This window comes from Streptomyces sp. NPDC045022 (assembly GCF_056432605.1).
This window is the reverse complement of sequence record NZ_JBWKIR010000031.1, coordinates 38,890-59,289: the sequence shown is the minus strand read 5'-3', so window position 1 is coordinate 59,289 and position 20,400 is coordinate 38,890. Positions and strand designations below refer to the sequence as shown.

The window sequence follows — 20,400 nt, the reverse complement described above, 5'->3', positions numbered from 1 at the left end:
CGCTCAGAAGCAGTCCGGCCACGTGGTCGCTTTGATCGAACAGGGACGTGGTTCGGGTGGGTGGGTGATTGGCGGCCGCGCACATCGCGCGCGGGTTTCTGTCTGGCTGAGGCGTGTGCGGCAAGTGACACAGTTCTGAAACTGTGGACATAGAGTGAAGGAAAGGTGCTTATGATGCGTCAAAGCCGTCTGTTTGGCCAGGGGTTGGGAGATGAAGGCGGCTTGGAGCGCCTGCGTCATGCCGGACGTGGGAACGCAGGAACCATCGGGGGGCCGCTTCGTGTATCTGGCATGCCTGTCTGCCGAAAACTTCCGGATCTTCGGTCCCGCTCCCAAGCAGGGTGGTGATACAGACACCCGCCTTCGGATGGGCTTCGGCCCCGCCACCAACGTCCTGGTCGGCGAGAACGGCAGCGGGAAGACTGCGGTCATCGATGCCATCCGCCTATGTCTGCAGACCACGGCGGGGGACTACTACCGGATCACTGCCGACGACTTCCACATCCGCAACGGCCACCGTGCCGACAGCTTCACCCTCACCTGTGGGTTCAAAGACCTCACGCCGCAAGAGCAGGCCGTTTTCCTTGAACTGCTGACCACCGACGAGGACGGCAGAAGTTCCCTGTACGTCACCGTGCGGGCCCAGCTGATCGACCCCCTGCACTCAAGCAGGGTCTCTCTCGTCACCCGCACCGGCCCCGACGGCCAGGGTCCCACCCTCGACGGCACTGCCCGAGAACTGCTCAAAGCCACCTACCTGCGCCCGTTGCGGGACGCTGAAGCGGAGCTGCGTTCTGGCCGTGGCTCGCGTCTGGCGCAGATCCTCGCCGGCTATCCCACCATCAAGGACCAGGGGACAAGCGACTTTGACCCGGTCGAAGACACCGCCACGACCCTGGTCGGCATCCTGCAGCGCACCGAGCACCACCTCAGCGAGAACAAGGCCATCATCGCGGCCCGCGACGACATCAACGCCAGCTACCTGCAGAGGTTCGCCATCGGCTCCGACGTCCTGCGCGGTGAGATCGGCGTCTCCGGTGACGCCACCCTGGCCCGTGCCCTGGAGCGTCTGGAACTGCGTCTGTTCGCAGGCTCCAAGGAGTGGACCCGGCACGGACTCGGCTACAGCAACGCGCTGTTCATGGCCGCCGAACTGCTCCTGCTGAATAACAGCGAACTCGCTCCGCTGCTGCTCATCGAGGAGCCCGAGGCCCATCTCCACCCGCAACTGCAGACCCGCATCATGGACCTGCTGCGCGAACGCGCCGGAGAAGCCAGCGACAAGCCGGCCCTGCCGGTACAGGTCATCTGCACCACCCACAGTCCCAACCTCGCCTCCGCCACACCGGTGGAACATCTCACGCTTGTCTCGCGTGGTGCGACCTTCAGCCTGGCCCCAGGGCAGACCCTGTTGCACTCCGATGACTACGCATTCCTTTCCCGCTTCCTCGACGTCACCAAGGCCAACCTGTTCTTCGCCCGCGGCGTCGCCATTGTGGAGGGTGACGCTGAGGCCATCTTCTTGCCGGCCCTTGCCAAGGCGGTGGACCGCTCGTTCAACGAATGCGGCGTGAGCATCGTCAACGTCGGCAGCGTGGGTCTGTTCCGCTACAGCCGCATCTTCCAGCGTGACGGCGCGCAGATACCCGTCACCGTGGCCTGCATCCGTGACCGCGACCTGGTACCCGCAGGCACCCCCCAGGACATGCGTGGAAAGCTGAAATGCTCGGCCGAGATGAGCGCCGAGCAGATCGAGAAGCATGTGACAAGGCTGACGGCCGAGGACAGCGGCAATGTCCGCACCTTCGTCTCCGACCACTGGACCCTCGAGTACGACCTGGCCGCAGCCTCCTGGACCATGGCCACCCTCATGCACCAGGCCGTCCGCTCCGCCGTCGCCTCCAAGAACAAGTGGCCCACCGCGGAAAGGCTCGCTGAACTCGACAATGAGGCCCAGCTCGAGGTGCAGCAGTGGAAGGACAGCGGCACATCCCTGGCCGACGCCGCGGTGGACATTTACAAACCCCTGCGCCTGGACGAGGCCAGCAAGACCATTGCCGCCCAACACGCCGCCCGACTGCTGCAGTCCACCCCGGTCACGGACGAGGAACTGCCTCCTTACCTGGTGGCCGCGTTCGATTACCTGTGCACCCCGGCGGCCTGACCTATGACTCTTCCCTTCGCCCCTGACACCTTCGCCAAGGACAAGGCCGAGGCCCTGGCTGCACAGCGCGGACTTGAACTCACCCACCCGCAGCAATGGGACTTCCTGCAGAGCGCCGAGTCACTCGATCTGCAAGCTGCTCCCGGGTCGGGAAAGACCAGCCTCATCGGCCTCAAACTCACCCTTCTCGCCCAAGGATGGTCCTCAGCGACCCGCGGAATCTGCGTCCTGTCCCACACCAACACGGCCAAGGACGAGATCACCCACCGCCTCTCCGACTCCCCAGCCGGACGCCGCTTGCTGGGATTCCCTCACTTCATCGGAACCATCCAGTCCTTCACCAACACCTTCCTCGCCCTGCCCGCCCTGCGTTCCCGCGGCATCGACATCCAGACCGTCGACGACGTCGCCTACGAACATGCCGCCCTGCGTCTGCTGGACAACCACCGTGGCTACTTCAAGCTGAAGGCATACACCGAACGCCGCCGTGACGGACGGGACCTTGTCGCTGGCGCCCACTACATATGTGACGCCGGCGAACTCACCGTCACAGGACCAACCGGGACCCTGCCCTTCAAGAGCACCAGCCCCAGCGGACAGCAACTGATCCGCCTCAAAAGCGACCTCGCCGACCAAGGCCTGTTCCGCTACAGCGACATGTTCGCCATCGCCGAGCACCATCTCCTGCGCCACCCCGACATCGCCCAGGCCACCGCGCACCGCTTCCCGTTCGTCCTGCTCGACGAGATGCAGGACACCAGCGACCTGCAGCAGCACCTCCTGGACCAGGTCTTCGGCAAAGTCGGCACCGTCGTACAGCGAGCCGGTGACGTCAACCAGGGCATCTTCACCGACCGCACCCAGGCGCCGTTGCTGCCCTCGGCCTTTCCTCACTCCTCCGCGGCCCAGCTCCCTGTCAGCCGCCGCTTCGGCACCCAGATCGCCGACCTGGCCAGCCGGCTGACCGTCCAGCGCCGACAGACCATCGACGGTGCCGGCCCCCAGGGCACCATCGCTCTGCTGCTCTTCGACGATGACTGCGTACCCGGCGTCATCCCCGCCTTTGAGCGCCTGACCCGCGAGACTGTCCCCGACCACCTGCTGGCCACAGCACCACCACGCATCCTGGCCTCACGGCTGGTCCCCGGAAAGGCCGAAGCCTTCCCTCAGTCGATGACCTGCTACCTGCCCACCTTCACCTCGCACACTGCTGCACAACCCGCCCTCGAGCTGATCACCACCGTCCGCGCAGCGCGCGCCCTGCTGGCCACCGGTGACCGGCGCACCGCAACGGTCCAGACCTGGGACGCTGTGCGCAGAGCGTTCCGGCAGGGCTCCGGCAATGCCCTGCCCGCGATCCAGCGCATCGAACGCCGTGCCGACTCGGCAGGCCTGCAGATGCGCGTACTGCTACACGACCTGCTCAGTGCGGACACCGACGACCCGGCGCAGTGGAACGCTCTGATGGGGCGCCTGCGAGGGGTGCTGCCGCAGCTTGCCGACCTTTCGCCGCTCACCGCGCCCCGCATCGACGACCTCCTGCGCCACATTCCGCCGCTCGTTCCCCGAACCGAAGCGGTTGTGGAGGAGGCGGCTCCGATGATGTCGGTGGCCACTTCCATACAGCGGGCCAAGGGCGAGACGCACGCGGCCACCCTCATCCTGGAGTGCCTCGACAGCCGCGGCCGTAAGTACGACGTCCACGAGACACTCGCACTGGTGGCCCAGTCGAAAGATGTGGCCGACGCCCCGATCACCGTGCGCAAAGCGGCTCAGTTGCTCTTCGTGGGAGCGACTCGCCCCACGCATCTGCTGGCCTTCGCTGCGCACCGGACCGGCATCGCACCCCATATCGAGGCACTACAGGCCCGGGGGTGGCTGGTGCGGAGCGTGGCCCCTGGGCGGTGAGGTTCCAATCGCCCGAGCGGGCAGCGCAGTTCCCCGTTCATGGCCGGACCTGTTGCCAGGGCATGAACGGCAACGGCGCGCCAGACCTCGCGCCCCTCCGCTTGCCCGCCGTCGAACGGGACCCGAACGGCAGTCACTTCACTGCCACGGCGTGCGCTGCGTGCGTGGCGGTGGCACCGCGGAGATGGTGCTGGCCCGCCGCTTTCCCCCGTAGCGGCGGGCCACCCTTTTGTTCAGGGCGCGAGGGCGACCTCAGTGGGACGCGCTGGGCGCGCACGGAGTAGGCCTGCTGAGCGGCCCGCTCCAGGGGCGATCCCCAGACCCCGGGCAGCTGACTCTCATTTTTCGCCACTTGGGCGCTGTACCCGAAATGGCCGGATCGCCCTCCGCTTGCTCGGTCACTGACCGGCCTGCAGCCGGGATTCTGCCCTGCCATGACGTTCGGCATGGTCCGACTGCCCTGGTGAATCAGCCTTCCGCGACCCTGCAGCGTGTACCCCAGTGCACTCGGCATCCCGACGCGAGGCTCGGACAGTAGGGACCCGACAGCAGGGCATCCCGTTCGGCCTGTCTTGAACTGGCCGTGGAACCAGCAGAGTTGAGCCACTCAGGTTGATCGACTGTCAGTGGCGGCCGCCAGCATGGCAGAGATCGCGGGGAACTTACGAGCCCTTGGGGGAGGACCACATGCCAATTGTCCGGCCGTACGTGCGCTCCGACGGAACGCCAGTACGCGGGCACACCCGGTGGGCGCCGGGTGCGCGGCGGGAGATGACCGTCTTCGCCGTCTTCTGCCTGGCAGTACTCGGCTTCGGCAACACCTCGACCGCGGACGGAACGGACAGCCAGTCGCCCACGCCCTCGGTGACTTACCCGATCCGCTTCGACCACACCACCAACGACGCTCCACGGGTGGCTGTCCCGCACCCGACAGTGTCGTACCCGATCAGGTTCGACACGCCCACGCCACGAACGGCCGCGCCCGCACCGAGCGTGTCGTACCCGATCGACCTCTCTGCCCTGGGAGGTGGGCGATGACCCGGCGCCCGCCCGCCAGGCGACGGACCACCCGGCGCCCCAGCCGCCGGCGCAGCCGGCAGGACGCACCGATCACCGTCCTGGCCGTGGTCGCTGTGGCAGCGGTCGGCCTGGTGGTGATGGTGGTCAACTGGCTGCTCGCGCACTGGTGGCTGCTGCTCGTTGGGGCCGTCTTCGCTGTCCTGGCCGGCATCGGGTGGTGGCAGCAGCGGACCCAGCGTGTGCAGTGGGAGCAGGCGCGGGCGCGTGCCCTGCGCTATGGGCTGGCCCAGCTGGATGCGCTCTCCCACCGGCAGTTCGAATACGCCGTCCGCGACCTGATGAACCGGGATGGCTGCGCAGACGCTGTCCAGGTCGGCGGGCAGGGCGATCTGGGGGCCGACGTGAAGGCGACCGACCCGCAGGGCCGGCGCTGGGTGATCCAGTGCAAGCACCGCCGGCACGGTGAGCGGGGCGCCGCGGTGGGCACCCCGGATCTGCAGGTCCTCAATGGGACGGGCCGCCCGGTCCACAAGGCGGATGTCGTGGTGATGGTGACCAACGGCAGGATCTCCCGGCCCGGTCGCGTCTTTGCCCGGCAGCAGCGGTTGCACCTCGTCGACCGCCAACTGCTCGGTTCCTGGGCCGCGGGATCGCGGCCGCTGTGGGAACTGCTGCCCGCGCTTCCTCCGCCCCGCAAACCCTCCCAGCTCTCCTGAGTCCCCCCGCTCCTGCAAAGATCGCAAGAAGATGTGCGGCCGGCTTCCGCCCGAAGCACTTCGGGAAGCCGACCGTCCGTTTCTCGGACTCACCGGACGGGTTCAGGTGAGGCGTGCCGGGTTGTGGAAGTCGCGGCGTGCGAGGGTGTGATGCTCTTCCGGTGGGCCAGCGGGCGGTGGAACCCGATTCCATCTACAGGATGTCGTGACGCTCTCGGCGACTGGGCGGAGGTGCTTATGACAGCCAGGCGCAGCCGCCTCTGTGCGGGTGGTGGAGGTATTCCGCGGGCACGTGAACGCAGCGTGGTGGTGCATCCACGTAGGCACGTATGCGGGCAGCGCCCTGGCAGTCCGTTGTGTGCGTTGATCCGGGGGAAGCCGGCGTGTGCCGGTTGAAGAGGCGTTACCGGTCGCAGTGGAGCGCGGCCTGCGTACCGCAGTCGGTGCCGGGGCAGCCGTCAGTCGGGGATCCACCGGACGCGGTAGCGGGCCTGAAGCTCTTGGGCCGACATGCCGCGTCGTTGTGCCCGCTCCCGTTCGTCGGCGACCCGCTGCGCGTCGTCAGGTTCGTTGCGGGACAGCGCAACGTCGACGGCGAGTTCGGGTGGCTCCCAGTCAGTGTGGGCGTCCTGGGGCGGACCGAACGGGGCCGGGCCGATGCCGGAGACGCCGACGAGGTCGGGCGGTCCGCTCGTGGCCATGAAGGTGCCGGACCGGCCATCGGAGAGGGTCAGCAGGCCGGGGGCGGCATCCCGCAGATCGTCATCGGTGTCTGTGTGAAGGCTTCCCACCCAGGTGGTGTGACGGTCGTAGGTGAAGCCTGGCACCGTCTCGGGATCGAGCTTGAGTACCAGGGCGGCGACGACCGGAACATCGCGCCCGTCGGCGAGCGTGACCATTCCTGTGCCCACGTAGCGGGTCTTGCCATCTTCCCACGGCATCGCGACTTTCCTGCCTTGCTCCCGCAGCGAGTGTGGACCGCGATCGTTCCGCATCGGTTGGCATGGCGGCAACCCGATCGCAGCGCGTGCCGTGGTGAAGCCGATGACTCGGACATCCGCACACCCGTGCGCCGGCGCTGCGGCCGGCCCGGGCGGAACTGCCACAGCGTCACATGTTTAGGCGCCTGGCACTGTGACCGTAGAAGTTCGCTGGGTCGGTCGTTGTGGCGCTGAGAAGCGCGGTGCCCTTAACGGCTCAGGCCCTGACGGCGTGCTCTTCGTGATCGGCTGGCACTGTTCAACCTTGCCGAATCGACGGATGAGCCAGCGCCAGCCGGGGTACGGTGTTGTCCAGTCAGGCCCGGGCCGTCGTTCGCAGCGATGGCACCAGCCGACCCCATCAACTTCCTTTCCACCGCCCGGGGATGCGCTCGTACCGCGTCAACCAGCGGGTATCCCATTTCCGTGCCCGGCACGCCCGCCGTTCGGGCCGTGCACGGACATGCCATGTGGAGACTTCGCTATGACCGCATTGCCCCGTACAGCCCAGGCCGTCGACTTCCTGTGCGAGCACACCCCCAGCAAGAGCCGCGTGATGGCCCTGCTCGACCACGACCACGGCCCCCGTTCCCTGGCTGCGGTCCTGACCTGCAAGGAACCCGACCACGCGCACGAGGCCGTCGACATCCTGCGCCGTGTCCTGGCCAGGCGCGAGGCCACGTGCGCCGACGACGAACTGCGGGCATTGACCGCCGTCATGCCCGACGCGCCGGCCGGCTCGCTGCGCCAGGCTGTCACCCACGCCGCGACCGGCACTTGGCCGACCGGCCCTGGAGTGCTCTACGAAGTCGTCGAACCCGAAGACCCCGAATCCGACGGTGCGCAGGATGCCGCGCCCGTGCCGTTCGAGCCGTCCAGCCACCCGCGGCTCAAAGACCTGCCGGGGAAGGTCGTACGGATCGCCCGCCTGTATGAGTTCCATGTCACCGACGAGGACGCCCTGATCCGGGCCGCCACCGATCGCGGATGGCAGCCTTTGCAGGCAACCGACCTGGGAGACGACGACCCGCGTGACCTCGTCGGCGCCGCCATGACGCTCACCGACGATCTGAATGTCCCCGGCGCACAGACCCTGGAGGACCAGAGCGTCGCCGAAGTCCTCAGCCCCGAGGACGGGGACGAACTCGCCGACTGGAACCCGTCCCCGGTGGCGATCCGGTTCCACCACGGATGGCGGCTGCGCTACGAGCGCAGCCGCCCCGCTGCCAAGACGCCGACACCGAACTTCGCGGCGCTGTTCCCAATCCGCGAGTGCGACTGCGCCGGCAAGTCGGAAGACTGCGAGACCTGCGGATGGCAGCTGACCCCTCGCACTGCTGACCTGCTGAGCACGGCCCTGTCTGTCCTCGCAGACCAGGCCTTCGACGACGCCGCGCGGCTGGGCGATCAGTACCTGCCGGACGCTCACTCCACCGGCTGGGCCGTCTTCGACCGTCTCCCCCCGCTGACCCGGTCCGCTGATCACCGCTGGCGTCGACGGATGGCCAGGGCCTTCGACGACCTCGCTGACGACCTGAACAAGGGCCGCTGGCCCGAACCCACCTGCACCGCCGAGGAAATGGCCCTCCACCTGGCCATCGAGGACGCCCCCACCTACCTTGAGGACCGGCTCGCGGACGATGAACACCACACCCTGCCCCGGCACGAGGACGACTACAGCTGGGATGCCTGCTCCGACCTCCTCTTCCAAGACCACGACGTATTGATGCTCTTCGACGCCTCCCTTGCCGGGATCGAGGCGCCCGGCAACCCGGCGAACCAGCGCCTGGGAGCGGGGGACCTGCGTGTGGACTCCTGGTTTGAGCCCTTCGACAACGGTGTGGCCCGCAATCCGCAACGAGGCTTTCGCCGATAGCAGACCCGCAGTTTTCTCCGGCCTCCAGCCCGTTTCCAGCCCCGCGCAGCCGGCCGCACCGGCCCTGTCGCGGTGGCATGCCGCCACCGGTGGCCGCGCGCATGCATCGCTTCCGTGGGTCATCCGCTGGCGTCGTCGCTGTCCCAGTCGATGGTGCGCCGGTATTCGGGGTGGTTTTTGTCCATCTGGATGGCGGCGTGGATGGGCAGGGGGTGGCGGGTGCGGTGTTCCCAGGCCAGGGCGTGGTTGCACAGCCTCGCGGCCGTCAGGGCGTAGGGGAGGGCTTTCGCGTTGTCGGGGTGGTGGATGACAGCGATCTCGGTCGCGGTGAGGTTGAACCAGGTCTCGCCCTGCTGCTCCTTGTCGTCGCACGCCCAGCGCCCCTGCGTGCGGCCTGACTTGGCCGAGGGGGTCTTGCCGTCCATCTGGTGCGGGCGGCGGCTCATGAGGAACGTGGTGGCGGTGCCGTCGAGTTGGAACAGTGCGTTGCTGGTCTTGTCGCCGTCGCTGACGTTGCCGTCCTCGTCGATCTCGTGGAAGAGCGCGGGCAGCGGGATGCTCGGGTCGGCGCTGGAGGTGGTGCGGATGACCGCTTGCGGCCGGTGCTCGGGAGCGAGGGTGGCGCCGGGCAGTGCCGGCCTGCCGTTGGCCAGACCGTCGTTGTCGGGGAGCAGGTCGGCGTTCTTGTTCGCCAGCAGCGGCCAGACGGGCCGGGTGGAGTCTCCTGAGACGTAGAGGACGTAGCCGCACTCGAGGTGCCGGCTCAGCTCGTACAGGGCGTGGTCGATGCGGCGGGGCAGGGTGTCGTCGCCGCGGCTGCCCTCGGGGATGGGGTGGCTGCGCGACAGCGCCTGGGCGCGGGCGTAGTTGAACCAGCCTCCGCTGCCGCCTCGATGGGCGGGCAGGTAGGCCAGCGCCTTCCAGTGCCCGCCGACCGGCACGAACGCGGTGAGGATCCACATGAGCTTGGGTTCCTCGGTGCGGTTGACGTGCCTGTCGCCGAGCTGGGCGCGCATGTGCAGGCCGAGGTGGGCGACGCGGTCCTTGAGGCCGCCTCCGGTGGAGATCGCGCGGGTCAGGCGGGGGTGGACCAGGCCGGCGGAGCGCAGCATGTCGCCGATGGCGTGGTGGCCGGGGAAGTCCGCGGCCAGCTCCATGCCGAGGGCCTCCAGCGGGGATGCGGCCTCGCGCTCCTTCTTCTTCGAGCGCCGCTTTCTGGTTTCGGGGGTGAGGAACTGGGCGAGTACGCCGTGACGGGCCAGATGCCGGGAGACCTCCGGCTTGGCATCCAGTGCGTAGGGGTCGACGGCGCCTTCCTCCTCGCGGCGCGCGGCGCGTCGCCGGCGGCCCCACTCCTTGGCGTCGTACTCGGTCTCGACCAGGGCCACGACCCCGGTGTCCTCGGCTGCGAGACCGGGCAGGGCGTCGGTGAGCTCACCGCGACGGTCATGGTGCTCGCTGTGGCACAGCAGCTGAGGGGCCCGGTGCAGCAGCACCTCGGTGTGGCAGCCGAGTTGAACGATCTCGTCGTCAGGCATGCCGTCTGCGAGGTCGGGCCGACCGAAGTGGTAGGCCAGCAGACGCTGCATGCGGGTGCGCATCTCCTGGTGCTGGTACAGGGCCAGGACGCGCAGCTTCGAGCAGCCCGCGGCGGCCATGATGTCCTTGAGATCGGTGTCGTCGAGCAGCGTGGCGTCACGGCCGTACTCGGTCTTGCGGGGAGCCACCGAGAGGACCTTGGCAACCTGGGTGCCGCTGACGAGGTCCTGGCCGGTGACGGCGGACAAGTGCTCGGCGAGGGCGGTGACGGTGTGCAGGCCGACGCCCTTACCGAGAGGGAACGATTTCGAGAAGGGGATGAGCGCACGGAAGTCGCCGGGTTCGCCGGACAGATCCATGGCGCTGACGGGCAGGAACTCGGTGTCCTTGGGGCCGCGGGGGAACACCGGCTCGTCCATCAGCCGCACCCACGCGTCGAGAGCCAGACGGCTGGTGTGCTCGAGGTGGGTGTACTTGCCTTTGCCGCCCAGGTTCAGGCAGAGCAGCGGGCGGCTGGGGGAACGAGGCGCCCACCACGCGGTGCGAGCGCTGTTGATCTGATTGCTCAGCCGGGAAACCCGAGGCGTCATGACCACCAGCGGTACAGGAAGCGAGTGCAGCGACTTCATCGCTACCTCCACCCGCAGCGCGGCGTAGTGCCGCCGGATCTTCCACTCCTCCGGCTCCTGGGCCTCCTCGGCATCCCTCTCGAGGCTGTCGTTCTTCTTGTCCTTGGCGGGGCGGGCGTCGAGCCAGTTGTTCGACCACAGGTGCTCGGCGTCCCAGACCATGACGTTGTTCTCGGTGTCCGGGCGCAGCGCGATGATGCGGCCGTCGACCGCCAGGCCGGTCCCGGCCACCACCGAGGCAAGGTTCCAGCCGGCCGCGTCCCACACCCAGCCGTCCGCGTCCACGGCGTGCGGGCCGAGGCGTACGTGGTCCCACACCGCCACCTCTTCGGGCTCCACCGAGGCGAACAGATCGGCGAGGTCACTGTTGTACGCCAGAGAGATCTCGTCTGCCGGCGTCTGCAGCAGGGCTTGCTCCCACAAGGCCACCGCGGCCCGCAGATGCGCCGGTGACAGCCTCTGGGACAGGACGAGGAACTGGGGCGGCTTGCTCTTGCTGGTCGGGTTGAGTGTTGCGCTTGTGGCACCGCTGGCTCGCAGCACCATCAGCAGTCCGGCATAGGGCAGGTTGGCCTCCGACCCGGTCTTGCCGCGGTAGACGGCACGCAGCCTCTTCCACTCATGCTCGATCTTGTCCGGGAAGCGGTACAGCCACACGGTGCCCATCAGCGCGCTGGTCAACGGCGCGGCCAGCATGGACATGCGGGTGTCATTCGACGGCATTACTGGGGTCCTTGAGCATCCGGGGTCGGGGCGGGGATGAGAGTGACGGGGTTGGGCAGCAGGTCCTCGCTGTGGGCGAGGTCGAGCCAGGCGGTGAGGGTGGAGCCGTAGACGCGGCGCAGGATCTCCTGCTCGTCCGCATCCAGCTGGCCGTAGTAGGAGCGCAGCAGCCGGGGGAAGTCGCAGCCCAACTGCTGGTTGAAGAAGGCGTGGTCGACCAGGTAGAGCTCGACGGGGGTGCCACCGCGGCGTGCGCGCCCGGCCAGCTGGATGAGTTCGACGAGGATGCCCGCCAGGATCTCGGTCTTGAGGAACTTCGGCATGCGGGAGAACCGCGGGTCGGTGCGCAGCAGCAACTCCCGCTGGCGGACGGCGGCGGTGCGCTGGGAGGCGAGCATGCCGGCGGGATCGGCGCTGACGGTGCCGGAGGCGATGCCGCAGGCGTTGATGCTCGCGTACATGACGGCCGGCTCGTGCAGGTGCGTGAGGGGGCGCACGCCCACCCACACGGAGGCGAGCGCCGAGCGGTCGGTGCGGGGGATGAGGATGTTCAAGCCGCGGGAGACCACCGACAGCGGCGCGCAGACCACCTTCACCCGTGGGTGGGTGGCGGGCAGGTCCTCGAGTTCGTCGATGGTCACCCGCACCACGCCCTCGGGCAGATTCACGGCCTTCCCGGAGGGGGTCTGGTTGCTGCTGACGAGGACCGCGACCCATTCGGGGCGGCCGCACGCGGCCGCGATCCCGGCGGCCATCACCGCCGCGTGGAAGTAGGAGTTCCCGGCCAGCAGTGCCAGCTCCCGCAGCGGGTCGTTGCGGGCGATCTTCTCCAGGTGTGACGACATCTGGGTGTGCCACAGCCGTTCGGCCAGCTTGCGCAGCTCGGAGGGTTTGCGTTTTTCCTCCACGCCGCCGATCGAGATGGGCTGCCAGCCCAAATCGGTGGACGACACGCTCCCGGCGTGGGCGGTGACCGCGCCGGGAGCGGCGTCGGTCATCACATAGGCGGGCAGGGTGTGCACGTGCTGCAGGGCGGCCTTGGGGAAGAACGCGGTGGCGGACAGGCCCAGGACGCTGCGCCGTACTCCGGCGGTGGCCAGCGCGACGGTGTCGCCGAGGCGGACGGTGGAGGTGTGCGGGTCGCCGCCCAGGGACTGCAGCGAGAGGCGGCCGGTGCCGCTGGCGTTCTTGTCGAGCTTAAATCCGTACAGGTTCTGTCCGAGCGGCCCGTAGGGGATCGGCTCGTCGCGGGGGAGCAGCCCCATGGTGGAGACCAGGTCGGTGGCCGCGTTCAGCTGCCCGAGCAGCGGCAGGATCGACCACTTCAGTGTGTGGAGCTCGTTGTGGAGCGCACCGAGCCAGGCCCGCACGAGGAGATCGTTGACCACAGCGGCGCGTTTGGAGGCGGGCACGTTGAACGGCGCGTCGGCCAGGATGCGGGCGATGGAGTCCTTGAAGACCGCAAGCTTTCTGCTGCGGCGGGTGCCTTTGACCTTGCCGGCCAGGGCCTGGCGGATCTGATCGGCGAGCGGCTGCCAGCCCGCCAGCAGCTCGGCACCGGACCGCTCGCCCGGGAAGAGGGCCAGGTAGGCCTGGTGCACCGCTTCGGTGATCTCAGCGTCCGCAGAGGCGCCGGTCAGGACACGGCACAGCTCGGCATCCTTCTTGCCCACCATGTACCAGCCGGAGCCCGGGCGATTGTGGCGCTCTTGCTCGGAGTCCAGGTAGAGGTGCCCGGTAAGGACGTTGTCCAGGAAGGTTTCGCTGAGCCGGCGCGCCTCCATCAACGGGCCGGTCACCAGCAGGTTCTCCAGCGCCGACAGGCCGCCTCGGTGCCGGTCGACCTCTTCCAGCCGCCCTGCGTGGCCCCGGCCGCGGCTGATGAGGGTGAACTCCTGCGCGCCCTGCGTGCACCAGGTCGACTGGAAGGCGTCGACCTCGTCGATGATGACGACGCGGCAGCGCCGCAGCACGAACTCCAGCACGCTCATGTCATGGACGATCCGCTCGCCGTCCACCTCGACGGGCACCTTGCAGCGTCCACGGATCAGGTTGTGGTGGTTGGTGACGATGATGTCGGCATCGGCGGCCTGCCGGATGTGCTCGAAGCGCCGACAGACGCCCATGCGCGGGCACAGGTGCTTGCCGGCGTGCTCCGGCTCGACGGGACCATCGACCCACTCCAACTGGGCGCAGGGAAGCCTGGTGCGGTCCAGCCGTGGGCCGTCCACCTGCCAGCTGGTCATCTCGCAGCCGCCGGCGAACTGCTCGAAGCGGTCCTCGCGGCCCTGGGCGAATGCGAGCGCTGCCTGGCCGTCGTGGCGTGAGGACGCCACCCACGACACCACCCGCAGCGGCTTGCCGGCCCGCTCGGCAGCGTCCCGTACAGCGGCGGCCGTCTCCTCGACCAGCCCATGGTCTGCGGCCAACTGCTCGGCGGTCCCCAGGCCTTCACGGATGCGGCCCACCACGATGAGGACCGGGCCCTGACCGCTGGCGGCCAGCAGGTGCGCCGCATCCCGCATCAGCACGCTCTTGCCCACTCCGGTGGGCGCATTCAGCAGCGTCATCGGCCCCGCGGGCAGCCGCAACTCTGCCGCCGTGCGTCCGTACGCGTCGGTGAGCCGGTCGAAGAACCCCTGAAGCAGACCGGGTTTCCACCCGAACTTCTCCGGCAGGGCAGTTGCCTGGCCCACCACGCGGTCCATCACCGCTTCCCGCGGCAGCCTCACCTCCTCAAGGAACGGCTCGGTGCGCAACCGGACCGGGGCCACGAAGGCGTCCTTCTCGCTGGCAGGAATCTCCACCGTGTACAGACGGTCCCGCCCGAAGGTCCACAGGCCCTCGCCGGCCGTCGGCAGTGCCCTCTGGAGCATGGCCCGGTACTCCTCGGCCTCCTGGACGAGATGCTCGGCCAGGACGAGGGGCTCTTGCGCGTGGCAGGCCACCAACCAGTGGGTCTCGTCTGCGTTCGATTCCCCCGGAATCCGGAACAGCGCAGTGGGAGCCACCGCGTATTCCAGGGCCGCCTCGCGGAAGGTGTCCGGCTGGGCCAGGTCCCCCTCCTGCTTGAGCGCCTGCCACAGCCGGCCCACCAGCTCGTACTCGGCGCGCGGCAGCGACAGCCACCGTCCCCATGCATCGGTGCGCCGGGCGGCGAACATCTGCGCGAAGTCCAGCGGCACACCGCGACGGCCATCGACGGTCCCGAATGCGAAGTACTGCTCGGACAGGGCGAGATACGCCGCAATGGCGCAACGCTGCAACGCCTCACGGACATCGCCGCTCTTCACGACTCACCCCGGCACCAGCGAAGAACCTTGGCGACGAAGTCCTTGTCGGTCGTCACTTCAAGGTCCGGCCGCCCGGCAAGGCGCGCCTGCAGCAGCGGAAGGTCGGACCGCTGCCGGTGGGGGACCACGATCGTCAGCGGCACCGCTGCGCCCAGCACGGGACGCTCCAGCAGGGCGTCGGCCAGGGCCCCGAAGGACCGCCAGGCCTTCGCATCCACCCGCCACTGCCTGGCCACCAGCGGCTCGGCGGCCGTGATGCGCAGGTCGTAGCGGTCACCGCCGGGGTACATGAGGACGTCGAGACCGGCGATCCCCGTCAGCGCATCCCGGATCGCGAATTCCATGCGCCCCGGCAGGGTCATATACCGCCACACCGTCCGGGAGACGGCCAAGTAGTCGCCGGCGGCGGGGAAGCCCTCCACGCGACGGGCTGAGCCACCGCCGCCCTCCAGGACCGGAGGGCCACTGCCGCCCCGCACCTGGCGGTAGGTGTACTGCACCCCCTCCAGCAGATGGGCGTCGCACGCCACGGCGAAGACCCCCTGCCCGGCGGGCTGCGCGCGCATCGGCCAGGCACAGGCAGGACACGGGAAGCACCAGCCCGCCGCGTTGCACCACGGCCAGGACGAGACCGGCTCGAAGAACCCGAACCGCCCCCACAGCCCGTCCCACTTCTCCCAGAGCACGCCCTGCTCCGCCACCGGATCACTCGCCAGCAGCTCGCGCACCTTCGCGTAATCGTCCGGCGGAAGGCGCCGGATCTCCGCGTACAGCTGCTGCTCCTCCTGCTCGGCACGCAAGCGCGCCCAGGGCCAGTACTCCATCAACGCCTGCTGAGGCACGAGGTGTTCGCGGCCCAGGTCCTCCACTGCGTCACACAGCAGACCATCCCGGTCCAGCAGCTTCACCTCGCCGAGCGGGTCACCGTCCTCGCAGCAGGCGGGCAGGAGAGGCGCGAGCCCGTGGCGCAAGCCGCGCCGCAGCGCGCGCATATCCACGGCGGCGGCTGCGCCGGCGCCGTGTGCCGAGCGCAGAACTCCCAGACAGTCGATGAGGCGAGCTGCTCGCTGGCCCGGATCGCCTGTGCGGTCCGCTTCCGCGACGGCGGCAGCGCAGCACGCGGTCAGCGCCAGGTCACGGCGCCATCGGAGGGTGTTCCGTTCTACGAGACCCATAACGGTTAAATAAGCGAAAAAAAGAATAAACCTCGCATACAGTGCCGATGGTGATCGCCAAGACCGCCCCATCGGCCCAGCAGGACGCCCCCTCACGTGAGACCACCGAGCACTGGCTATGGGCCGCCGCCCCGGACACCTCCCTGACCGAGGACGATCACCCCTGGAGCGGCAAGTGGCTCTGGTTCACCCCGCTCAGCCTCCTTGACCGCTCCTGGGCCACGATCCGCACCGCAACCGAAGACGGCCTTCTCGGCTACTGCAGCAAGGCGGCCACGCTCCTCAACACCCGCACAAAGAGCGACGACACCCGCCGCCCCATCTGCGTCTATACCCGAGACTGGCGCAACATCGACGACGTCCAACGCGTCCTGACCAACCTGCGGGCCCTCGGCATCGTCGACGTCCTGCTCTACAAGACCGACAGCGACACCCGCAAAGGCCGCTACGGCACCGGCGCCAGCACCTTCGTAGCGCCCGCCACCAAGATGAAACTGGTCATCCCCAAACGCACCCGTGAAGCGCTCGAGCACCAGCACGCTGCGCGAGCCCAGGCCCGCAGGACTGCCGCGGCGCGCAGAAAGGTTCCAGTGCCGAAGCGCACCTGAGCAGGCGGCCTGTGCTCCCGTGTTGAGAGAACAGGCGTCGCGCCAGGGGCCGGCCACACAGCGGGCGAAACCTCCGACATCACCGGCATCAGCGCTGCCGTTTCCCTGCTGCGCAGGGCGGGCGGTCGCTACGCACAGCTCAAGGGACGAGGACGCCAGCGGGCAGGGACAGGTCGAGCCGGGGCAGGCGTCCGGCATGCGCGCGCAGATGCCGGGCTTCGGCGACCATGACGGGAGCGAACATGCCGTCCTCAGGCCGGTGGGGTGTCAGACGGTGGTGGGCGCGGGCGGCGGCCAGCAGCGGGCGTGCCCAGGCAGGGATGGCGTGCAGAGGGCAGTACCGGTGGCCGACTCCGTGGAGCTTGATGGCGGAGATGTCGCTGGTGATGTCGAGGTCGCGGGTGAAGCGCAGGCTGCCCAGGCCGGCCCGGGTGAAGGCCAGCACGCTCAGTGCTCCGGCGATGAGCGGGTGTGCGAGAGCGGCCAGAGCGGCGGCCTCCGCGGACGCGATCTCGATGGCAGGGGCGGCCTGGACCAGCTGCGCCGTTGCCATCGCGCCGGTGCAAGGGGGAGCCGGCCGCCCGGGCTTCAGCGACGCCGACCGAGTCTCCTGCGGCTGCCGGGCGGGTGACTGCCCCGCAGCCACCGCGGCTGGCCCCGCCATCGGTGCAGCGGGAGGGAAGGACGGGCGCGCGGGTATCGGTCCCGGCTCGGCGAGCAGGGCCTCGAACTGGTCCCGGCCGCTGATACAGCGCTCCACGCGGGCCAGCGCCGGCGGCAGTGCGCGCGGGGCCTTCTGCCACAGCAGGGTCAGCTGAGCTCCCGTCACCTCGCGCCAGGCGAGCAGCTGGTCGATGCGTCGGATCGTCAGCAGATGGGCCCGGGGGACCACAGCGTGCCGCACCCCGGTCGCGACACCCCAGGCAGCCGCGGCGAGCCAGGCCGCGTTCACCGAGTCCAGCCACACATCGGGGGAGTGGGGTCCGGGGGCCAGCCGTTTGCCCAGCGCATACAGCATGTCGTGCGCCAGCGCGGCCGGGCTGGAGCTGGCCGGTGTCGGCTGCACGGTGATGCGGCCTTCCCCGGGCCGGTGGGCCTGCAGCGCCGCCCGGGTGTAGAACAGGTCGTCCCGTTCGTCCACCACGATCGTCACGTCGCCGTAGACCACGGCCACCGCCTCCCTTCCGGCCGCGCACCGCACAGACTTGCCCCGGACGCAGAGATGCCAGGCTGGTCTGTGCGCTGCGCGAGGTTGTTGGCGGCGGCCCGTGCTCGCCGGGCCGCCGCTGATGTGTGGCCGTTGCTACATGCCGCCCAGCTTGCTGTACACCCAGTTGACGAGGTCCTGCCTGACCTCGGTCAGCCCCTTCATCTTCATGCCGTTGAGCATGTGCTTGGTGATGGTGGCCCAGTTGCGGAAGTTGCCGTGCGCCGCGGCCCGGTCGATGTTGCGGATCATCTGCGGGGCAACCCCGGCCCACAGCGAGTGGAACGCCGGCAGCGTGGCGACGACCTCGTCCTCGGGCATGCGCGTGAACTTCTGCCAGATGAAGATCCGCGACGCCAGCATCGGTTCACGCTTGAGGACCTTGTAGCAGTTGTCGCCGCCGGCGAAGATCACCGCGATGTCGGTGTTGCGGTCGTCCCACAGATGGCGCCAGTACTCGAACGAACTGCGGCCCATCCACTGGGCCTCGTCGCACACCAGCACGCGGAACGTCTGCGACAGCGTCTCCTTCAGGAGCGTGTCGAATTCGATCGGCCGGGTCGGCGGTTCCCCGGGCAGCCCCAGGGCGTGAAACAGTCCGTGGCGGATGTCGCGGGGCGTCGGCCCCGAGCGCAGCTCCAGGCGGTAGGTGTTGTCGGGGGCGATCTTGCGCAGCGCCGAGTTCACCGACATCGTCTTGCCGTACCCGGCCGCTCCGTAGGCGACCATCATGGCCTTGGCGTCGATCGTGGCCTGGACGTCATCCAGGGTCGTCATGAGCGTGTCGGTGGCCACCAGATGTGCATCCAGGCGGTGGAAGTGATCCTCGTCCTCTGCGGGCAGCCTGCCGTAGTCCATGTCGCCGCTCACGCGTTCTCCTCAGGGGTGTCGTCTCCCCGCCCGTCCGCGGCCGGTGGGACCGGGTGCGCCCAGCCGTCCGGGACGGGCTGGTGCGGGATGTAGCCGGGATCGGCCCGCCGCAGGCCCGTGGCGTCCGATGCGGCAAGTTCGGCTTCGGCCTCCGCCTCGGTCAGCGCACCCAGACGCTCGGGTGGGGTGGCGGTGGTGACGGCCTCGAAGCGCTCGCGGCGCAGCCGGGCGGCGGCCTTCATGTCCGCGCGAAGCCGCCGCGCCTTGGCGGTGCGGGCTTTGCGGACCTTGTTGACCTGCTCCTCGCTGGCCGCCTCGGCCAAGACGGCGCTGCCCAGGTGTACGCCGTCCAGGCCGAAGACCTCGATGGTCATGTCGTGGTGGGGCAGGTGGCGCACCGCGACGCGGACGCCGGCCTGGCCGACCATCCAGGGGGCGATGTAGTGGCGGTTGCGCCACTGCACGCCCTGCGTGGTGATGGTGCGGGTGCGCCCGTCGTCCTCGAGCCCGAAATGGGCCAGCTGTTCGGCGGCAACGTCGTGCAGGGGGGTGGGGTCGCACGACCACGCCTGCATCGGGGTGCGGCCGCCCAGCGCCCTGGGCTGGTGCTCGGTGTTCCACCAGTGCACCCACTTCAGCAGCAGCTCCACGAACGCCTCGAAGGAGAGCGCGGGCTCGTCCGGATCCGCGGTGCGCCCGCCGGTGAGCGTCTGCCGGTGCACATAGCGTGGCATGGAGACGAACAGCATGTCCTCGACCGCACCGTTGAGCGCCTCGATGGTGCCCTTCAGATGCGGGCTGTAGGCCGGAAGGTCGACGACGGGCACGGCGAAGGCGCCCAGGGCCGAGGCGACGGTGGCACACAGGAACTCTTTGCCGCGGTCCACCCGGATCAGGCCGGGCAGGCCGCCGGCCGGCCCGAAGGGCTCGGCTCGGTCCAGGGCCATCCGCAGGGCCGCCAGCACCGCATCCGCGCTGGGTGCGTGGGGGGTTACGGCCACGCCCGTGATGACTTTGGTGTGGCAGTCGATGAACCAGGTCACCCAGGGCTGCACGAGCTGGTCCTCGAGCAACACCCGCACGGGCACACACTTGTGATCGCCTTCCCAGGCGGCGTTGCGGTGTGTGGCAGGGCGCTGCCCGAACACGTCGAAGGCACGCCGGGCTGCCTCCCCCTTGGCGAGCCCGGCCCGCTCCCCGGGCGTCAGGTCCCGCCGCAGAGCCCGGTGGATCGTCGACAGCGACGGGGCTGCAGGCAGCCGGGGATCGTCCAGGGCCCGCTGCTGCAGCTCACGGTGCACGGCCGAGGCGTTGCCTCCCCACAGCACCAGCAGCCGCCGCAGCTCCGGGGTGACGCTGAACCGTGTCCGGGACGCCGCATCGACGTGGCCGGTGGCGCGCGCTGTGGCGATCCACCGCCGCACTGCCCGCTCCGAGCGGCCCACGGCCGTGGCGACCAGCTTCACGTGCGCGCTGGTCAGCTCGCCGCTCTGGTCCAGCGACAGCAACCGCGGCAGCGCGGCCAGCCGCCCCGAGCGGGCGGTGAAAACCGCTTTGTCGGCATCCTGCGTGCCGGCGGAAGAGTCATTCATATGGTCTGTGTTCCTTACACGGATAGGAATCGCGGAAGCATCACAAGTGCCGTGTTTCCTCAGGGAGTTGACGGTGTCCGGGAAGGACGGTGCGGGCGCC

The 20,400-nt window shown here is 69.1% G+C and carries 13 protein-coding genes; 6 read left to right on the top strand and 7 right to left on the bottom strand.

Translation table 11 applies throughout. The features are described from left to right. Positions 1 to 238: 238 nt before the first annotated feature. The 4 genes from AC07C1_RS34955 (at position 239) to AC07C1_RS34940 (ending at position 5,808) form a co-directional block, all read left to right on the top strand. Positions 239 to 2,164 (top strand): ATP-dependent nuclease, encoded by a 1,926-nt coding sequence (locus tag AC07C1_RS34955; RefSeq protein WP_478945734.1) that lies wholly within the window; start codon positions 239 to 241, stop codon positions 2,162 to 2,164. 3 nt (positions 2,165 to 2,167) lie between these two features. Beyond that, a complete protein-coding gene (locus AC07C1_RS34950; protein ID WP_478945732.1) occupies positions 2,168 to 4,072 on the top strand; it encodes a UvrD-helicase domain-containing protein in 1,905 nt (634 codons plus the stop codon). Positions 4,073 to 4,759: 687 nt separating this feature from the next. Then, complete coding sequence (locus AC07C1_RS34945) at positions 4,760 to 5,110, top strand: hypothetical protein (RefSeq protein ID WP_076968852.1); 351 nt, start codon at positions 4,760 to 4,762, stop codon at positions 5,108 to 5,110. Further along, a complete protein-coding gene (locus AC07C1_RS34940) occupies positions 5,107 to 5,808 on the top strand; it encodes a restriction endonuclease (protein ID WP_234525418.1) in 702 nt (233 codons plus the stop codon). Before AC07C1_RS34945 ends, AC07C1_RS34940 begins: the two co-directional genes overlap by 4 nt. Before the next feature lie 458 nt (positions 5,809 to 6,266). Here the strand turns inward: AC07C1_RS34940 and AC07C1_RS34935 are convergent, their stop codons facing one another. Then, positions 6,267 to 6,749, bottom strand: a complete 483-nt coding sequence (locus AC07C1_RS34935; RefSeq protein WP_478945729.1) for a hypothetical protein — start codon at positions 6,747 to 6,749, stop codon at positions 6,267 to 6,269. A gap of 523 nt (positions 6,750 to 7,272) precedes the next feature. Here AC07C1_RS34935 and AC07C1_RS34930 point away from each other — a divergent pair. Continuing rightward, positions 7,273 to 8,664 carry a hypothetical protein gene (locus tag AC07C1_RS34930; RefSeq protein ID WP_478945727.1) on the top strand — a complete coding sequence of 464 codons (1,392 nt, stop codon included), beginning with the start codon at positions 7,273 to 7,275 and terminating at the stop codon, positions 8,662 to 8,664. 119 nt (positions 8,665 to 8,783) lie between these two features. Here AC07C1_RS34930 and AC07C1_RS34925 read toward each other — a convergent pair whose 3' ends face one another. From AC07C1_RS34925 to AC07C1_RS34915, 3 genes are read right to left on the bottom strand one after another with little or no spacing between them, the layout of a single operon-like run. Further along, positions 8,784 to 11,555 (bottom strand): RNaseH domain-containing protein, encoded by a 2,772-nt coding sequence (locus tag AC07C1_RS34925; protein ID WP_478945725.1) that lies wholly within the window; start codon positions 11,553 to 11,555, stop codon positions 8,784 to 8,786. Further along, positions 11,555 to 14,848, bottom strand: coding sequence for a hypothetical protein (locus tag AC07C1_RS34920; protein ID WP_478945723.1), 3,294 nt, complete (start codon positions 14,846 to 14,848; stop codon positions 11,555 to 11,557). Before AC07C1_RS34920 ends, AC07C1_RS34925 begins: the two co-directional genes overlap by 1 nt. Further along, positions 14,845 to 16,023 carry a restriction endonuclease-related protein gene (locus AC07C1_RS34915; protein ID WP_478945721.1) on the bottom strand — a complete coding sequence of 393 codons (1,179 nt, stop codon included), beginning with the start codon at positions 16,021 to 16,023 and terminating at the stop codon, positions 14,845 to 14,847. Before AC07C1_RS34915 ends, AC07C1_RS34920 begins: the two co-directional genes overlap by 4 nt. A 47-nt stretch (positions 16,024 to 16,070) precedes the next feature. Here AC07C1_RS34915 and AC07C1_RS34910 point away from each other — a divergent pair, with 47 nt between their 5' ends. Next, positions 16,071 to 16,631 carry a putative phosphothreonine lyase domain-containing protein gene (locus tag AC07C1_RS34910; protein WP_185014965.1) on the top strand — a complete coding sequence of 187 codons (561 nt, stop codon included), beginning with the start codon at positions 16,071 to 16,073 and terminating at the stop codon, positions 16,629 to 16,631. A gap of 139 nt (positions 16,632 to 16,770) precedes the next feature. On the opposite strand, the gene AC07C1_RS34905 is transcribed toward AC07C1_RS34910, so the two are convergent. The 3 genes from AC07C1_RS34905 to AC07C1_RS34895 form a co-directional block, all read right to left on the bottom strand. Next, the gene (locus AC07C1_RS34905) at positions 16,771 to 17,805 is read right to left on the bottom strand and encodes a hypothetical protein (RefSeq protein WP_478945718.1); all 1,035 of its coding nucleotides are present in this window, start codon (positions 17,803 to 17,805) and stop codon (positions 16,771 to 16,773) included. 129 nt (positions 17,806 to 17,934) lie between these two features. Beyond that, a complete protein-coding gene (locus AC07C1_RS34900; protein ID WP_478945716.1) occupies positions 17,935 to 18,708 on the bottom strand; it encodes an AAA family ATPase in 774 nt (257 codons plus the stop codon). Beyond that, a complete protein-coding gene (locus AC07C1_RS34895) occupies positions 18,705 to 20,300 on the bottom strand; it encodes a transposase (protein WP_478945714.1) in 1,596 nt (531 codons plus the stop codon). The genes AC07C1_RS34900 and AC07C1_RS34895 overlap by 4 nt, the downstream gene beginning before the upstream one ends. Between the last annotated feature and the right edge of the window lie 100 nt (positions 20,301 to 20,400).

What these genes read in the sequence shown, in the direction of transcription:
- AC07C1_RS34935 (WP_478945729.1), bottom strand. Translation starts at nt 6,749, where the DNA reads ATGCCGTGGGAAGATGGCAAGACCCGCTACGTGGGCACAGGAATGGTC.
- AC07C1_RS34925 (WP_478945725.1), bottom strand. Translation starts at nt 11,555, where the DNA reads ATGCCGTCGAATGACACCCGCATGTCCATGCTGGCCGCGCCGTTGACC.
- AC07C1_RS34940 (WP_234525418.1), top strand. Translation starts at nt 5,107, where the DNA reads ATGACCCGGCGCCCGCCCGCCAGGCGACGGACCACCCGGCGCCCCAGC.
- AC07C1_RS34910 (WP_185014965.1), top strand. Translation starts at nt 16,071, where the DNA reads ATGGTGATCGCCAAGACCGCCCCATCGGCCCAGCAGGACGCCCCCTCA.
- AC07C1_RS34950 (WP_478945732.1), top strand. Translation starts at nt 2,168, where the DNA reads ATGACTCTTCCCTTCGCCCCTGACACCTTCGCCAAGGACAAGGCCGAG.
- AC07C1_RS34895 (WP_478945714.1), bottom strand. Translation starts at nt 20,300, where the DNA reads ATGAATGACTCTTCCGCCGGCACGCAGGATGCCGACAAAGCGGTTTTC.
- AC07C1_RS34945 (WP_076968852.1), top strand. Translation starts at nt 4,760, where the DNA reads ATGCCAATTGTCCGGCCGTACGTGCGCTCCGACGGAACGCCAGTACGC.
- AC07C1_RS34955 (WP_478945734.1), top strand. Translation starts at nt 239, where the DNA reads ATGCCGGACGTGGGAACGCAGGAACCATCGGGGGGCCGCTTCGTGTAT.
- AC07C1_RS34915 (WP_478945721.1), bottom strand. Translation starts at nt 16,023, where the DNA reads ATGGGTCTCGTAGAACGGAACACCCTCCGATGGCGCCGTGACCTGGCG.
- AC07C1_RS34930 (WP_478945727.1), top strand. Translation starts at nt 7,273, where the DNA reads ATGACCGCATTGCCCCGTACAGCCCAGGCCGTCGACTTCCTGTGCGAG.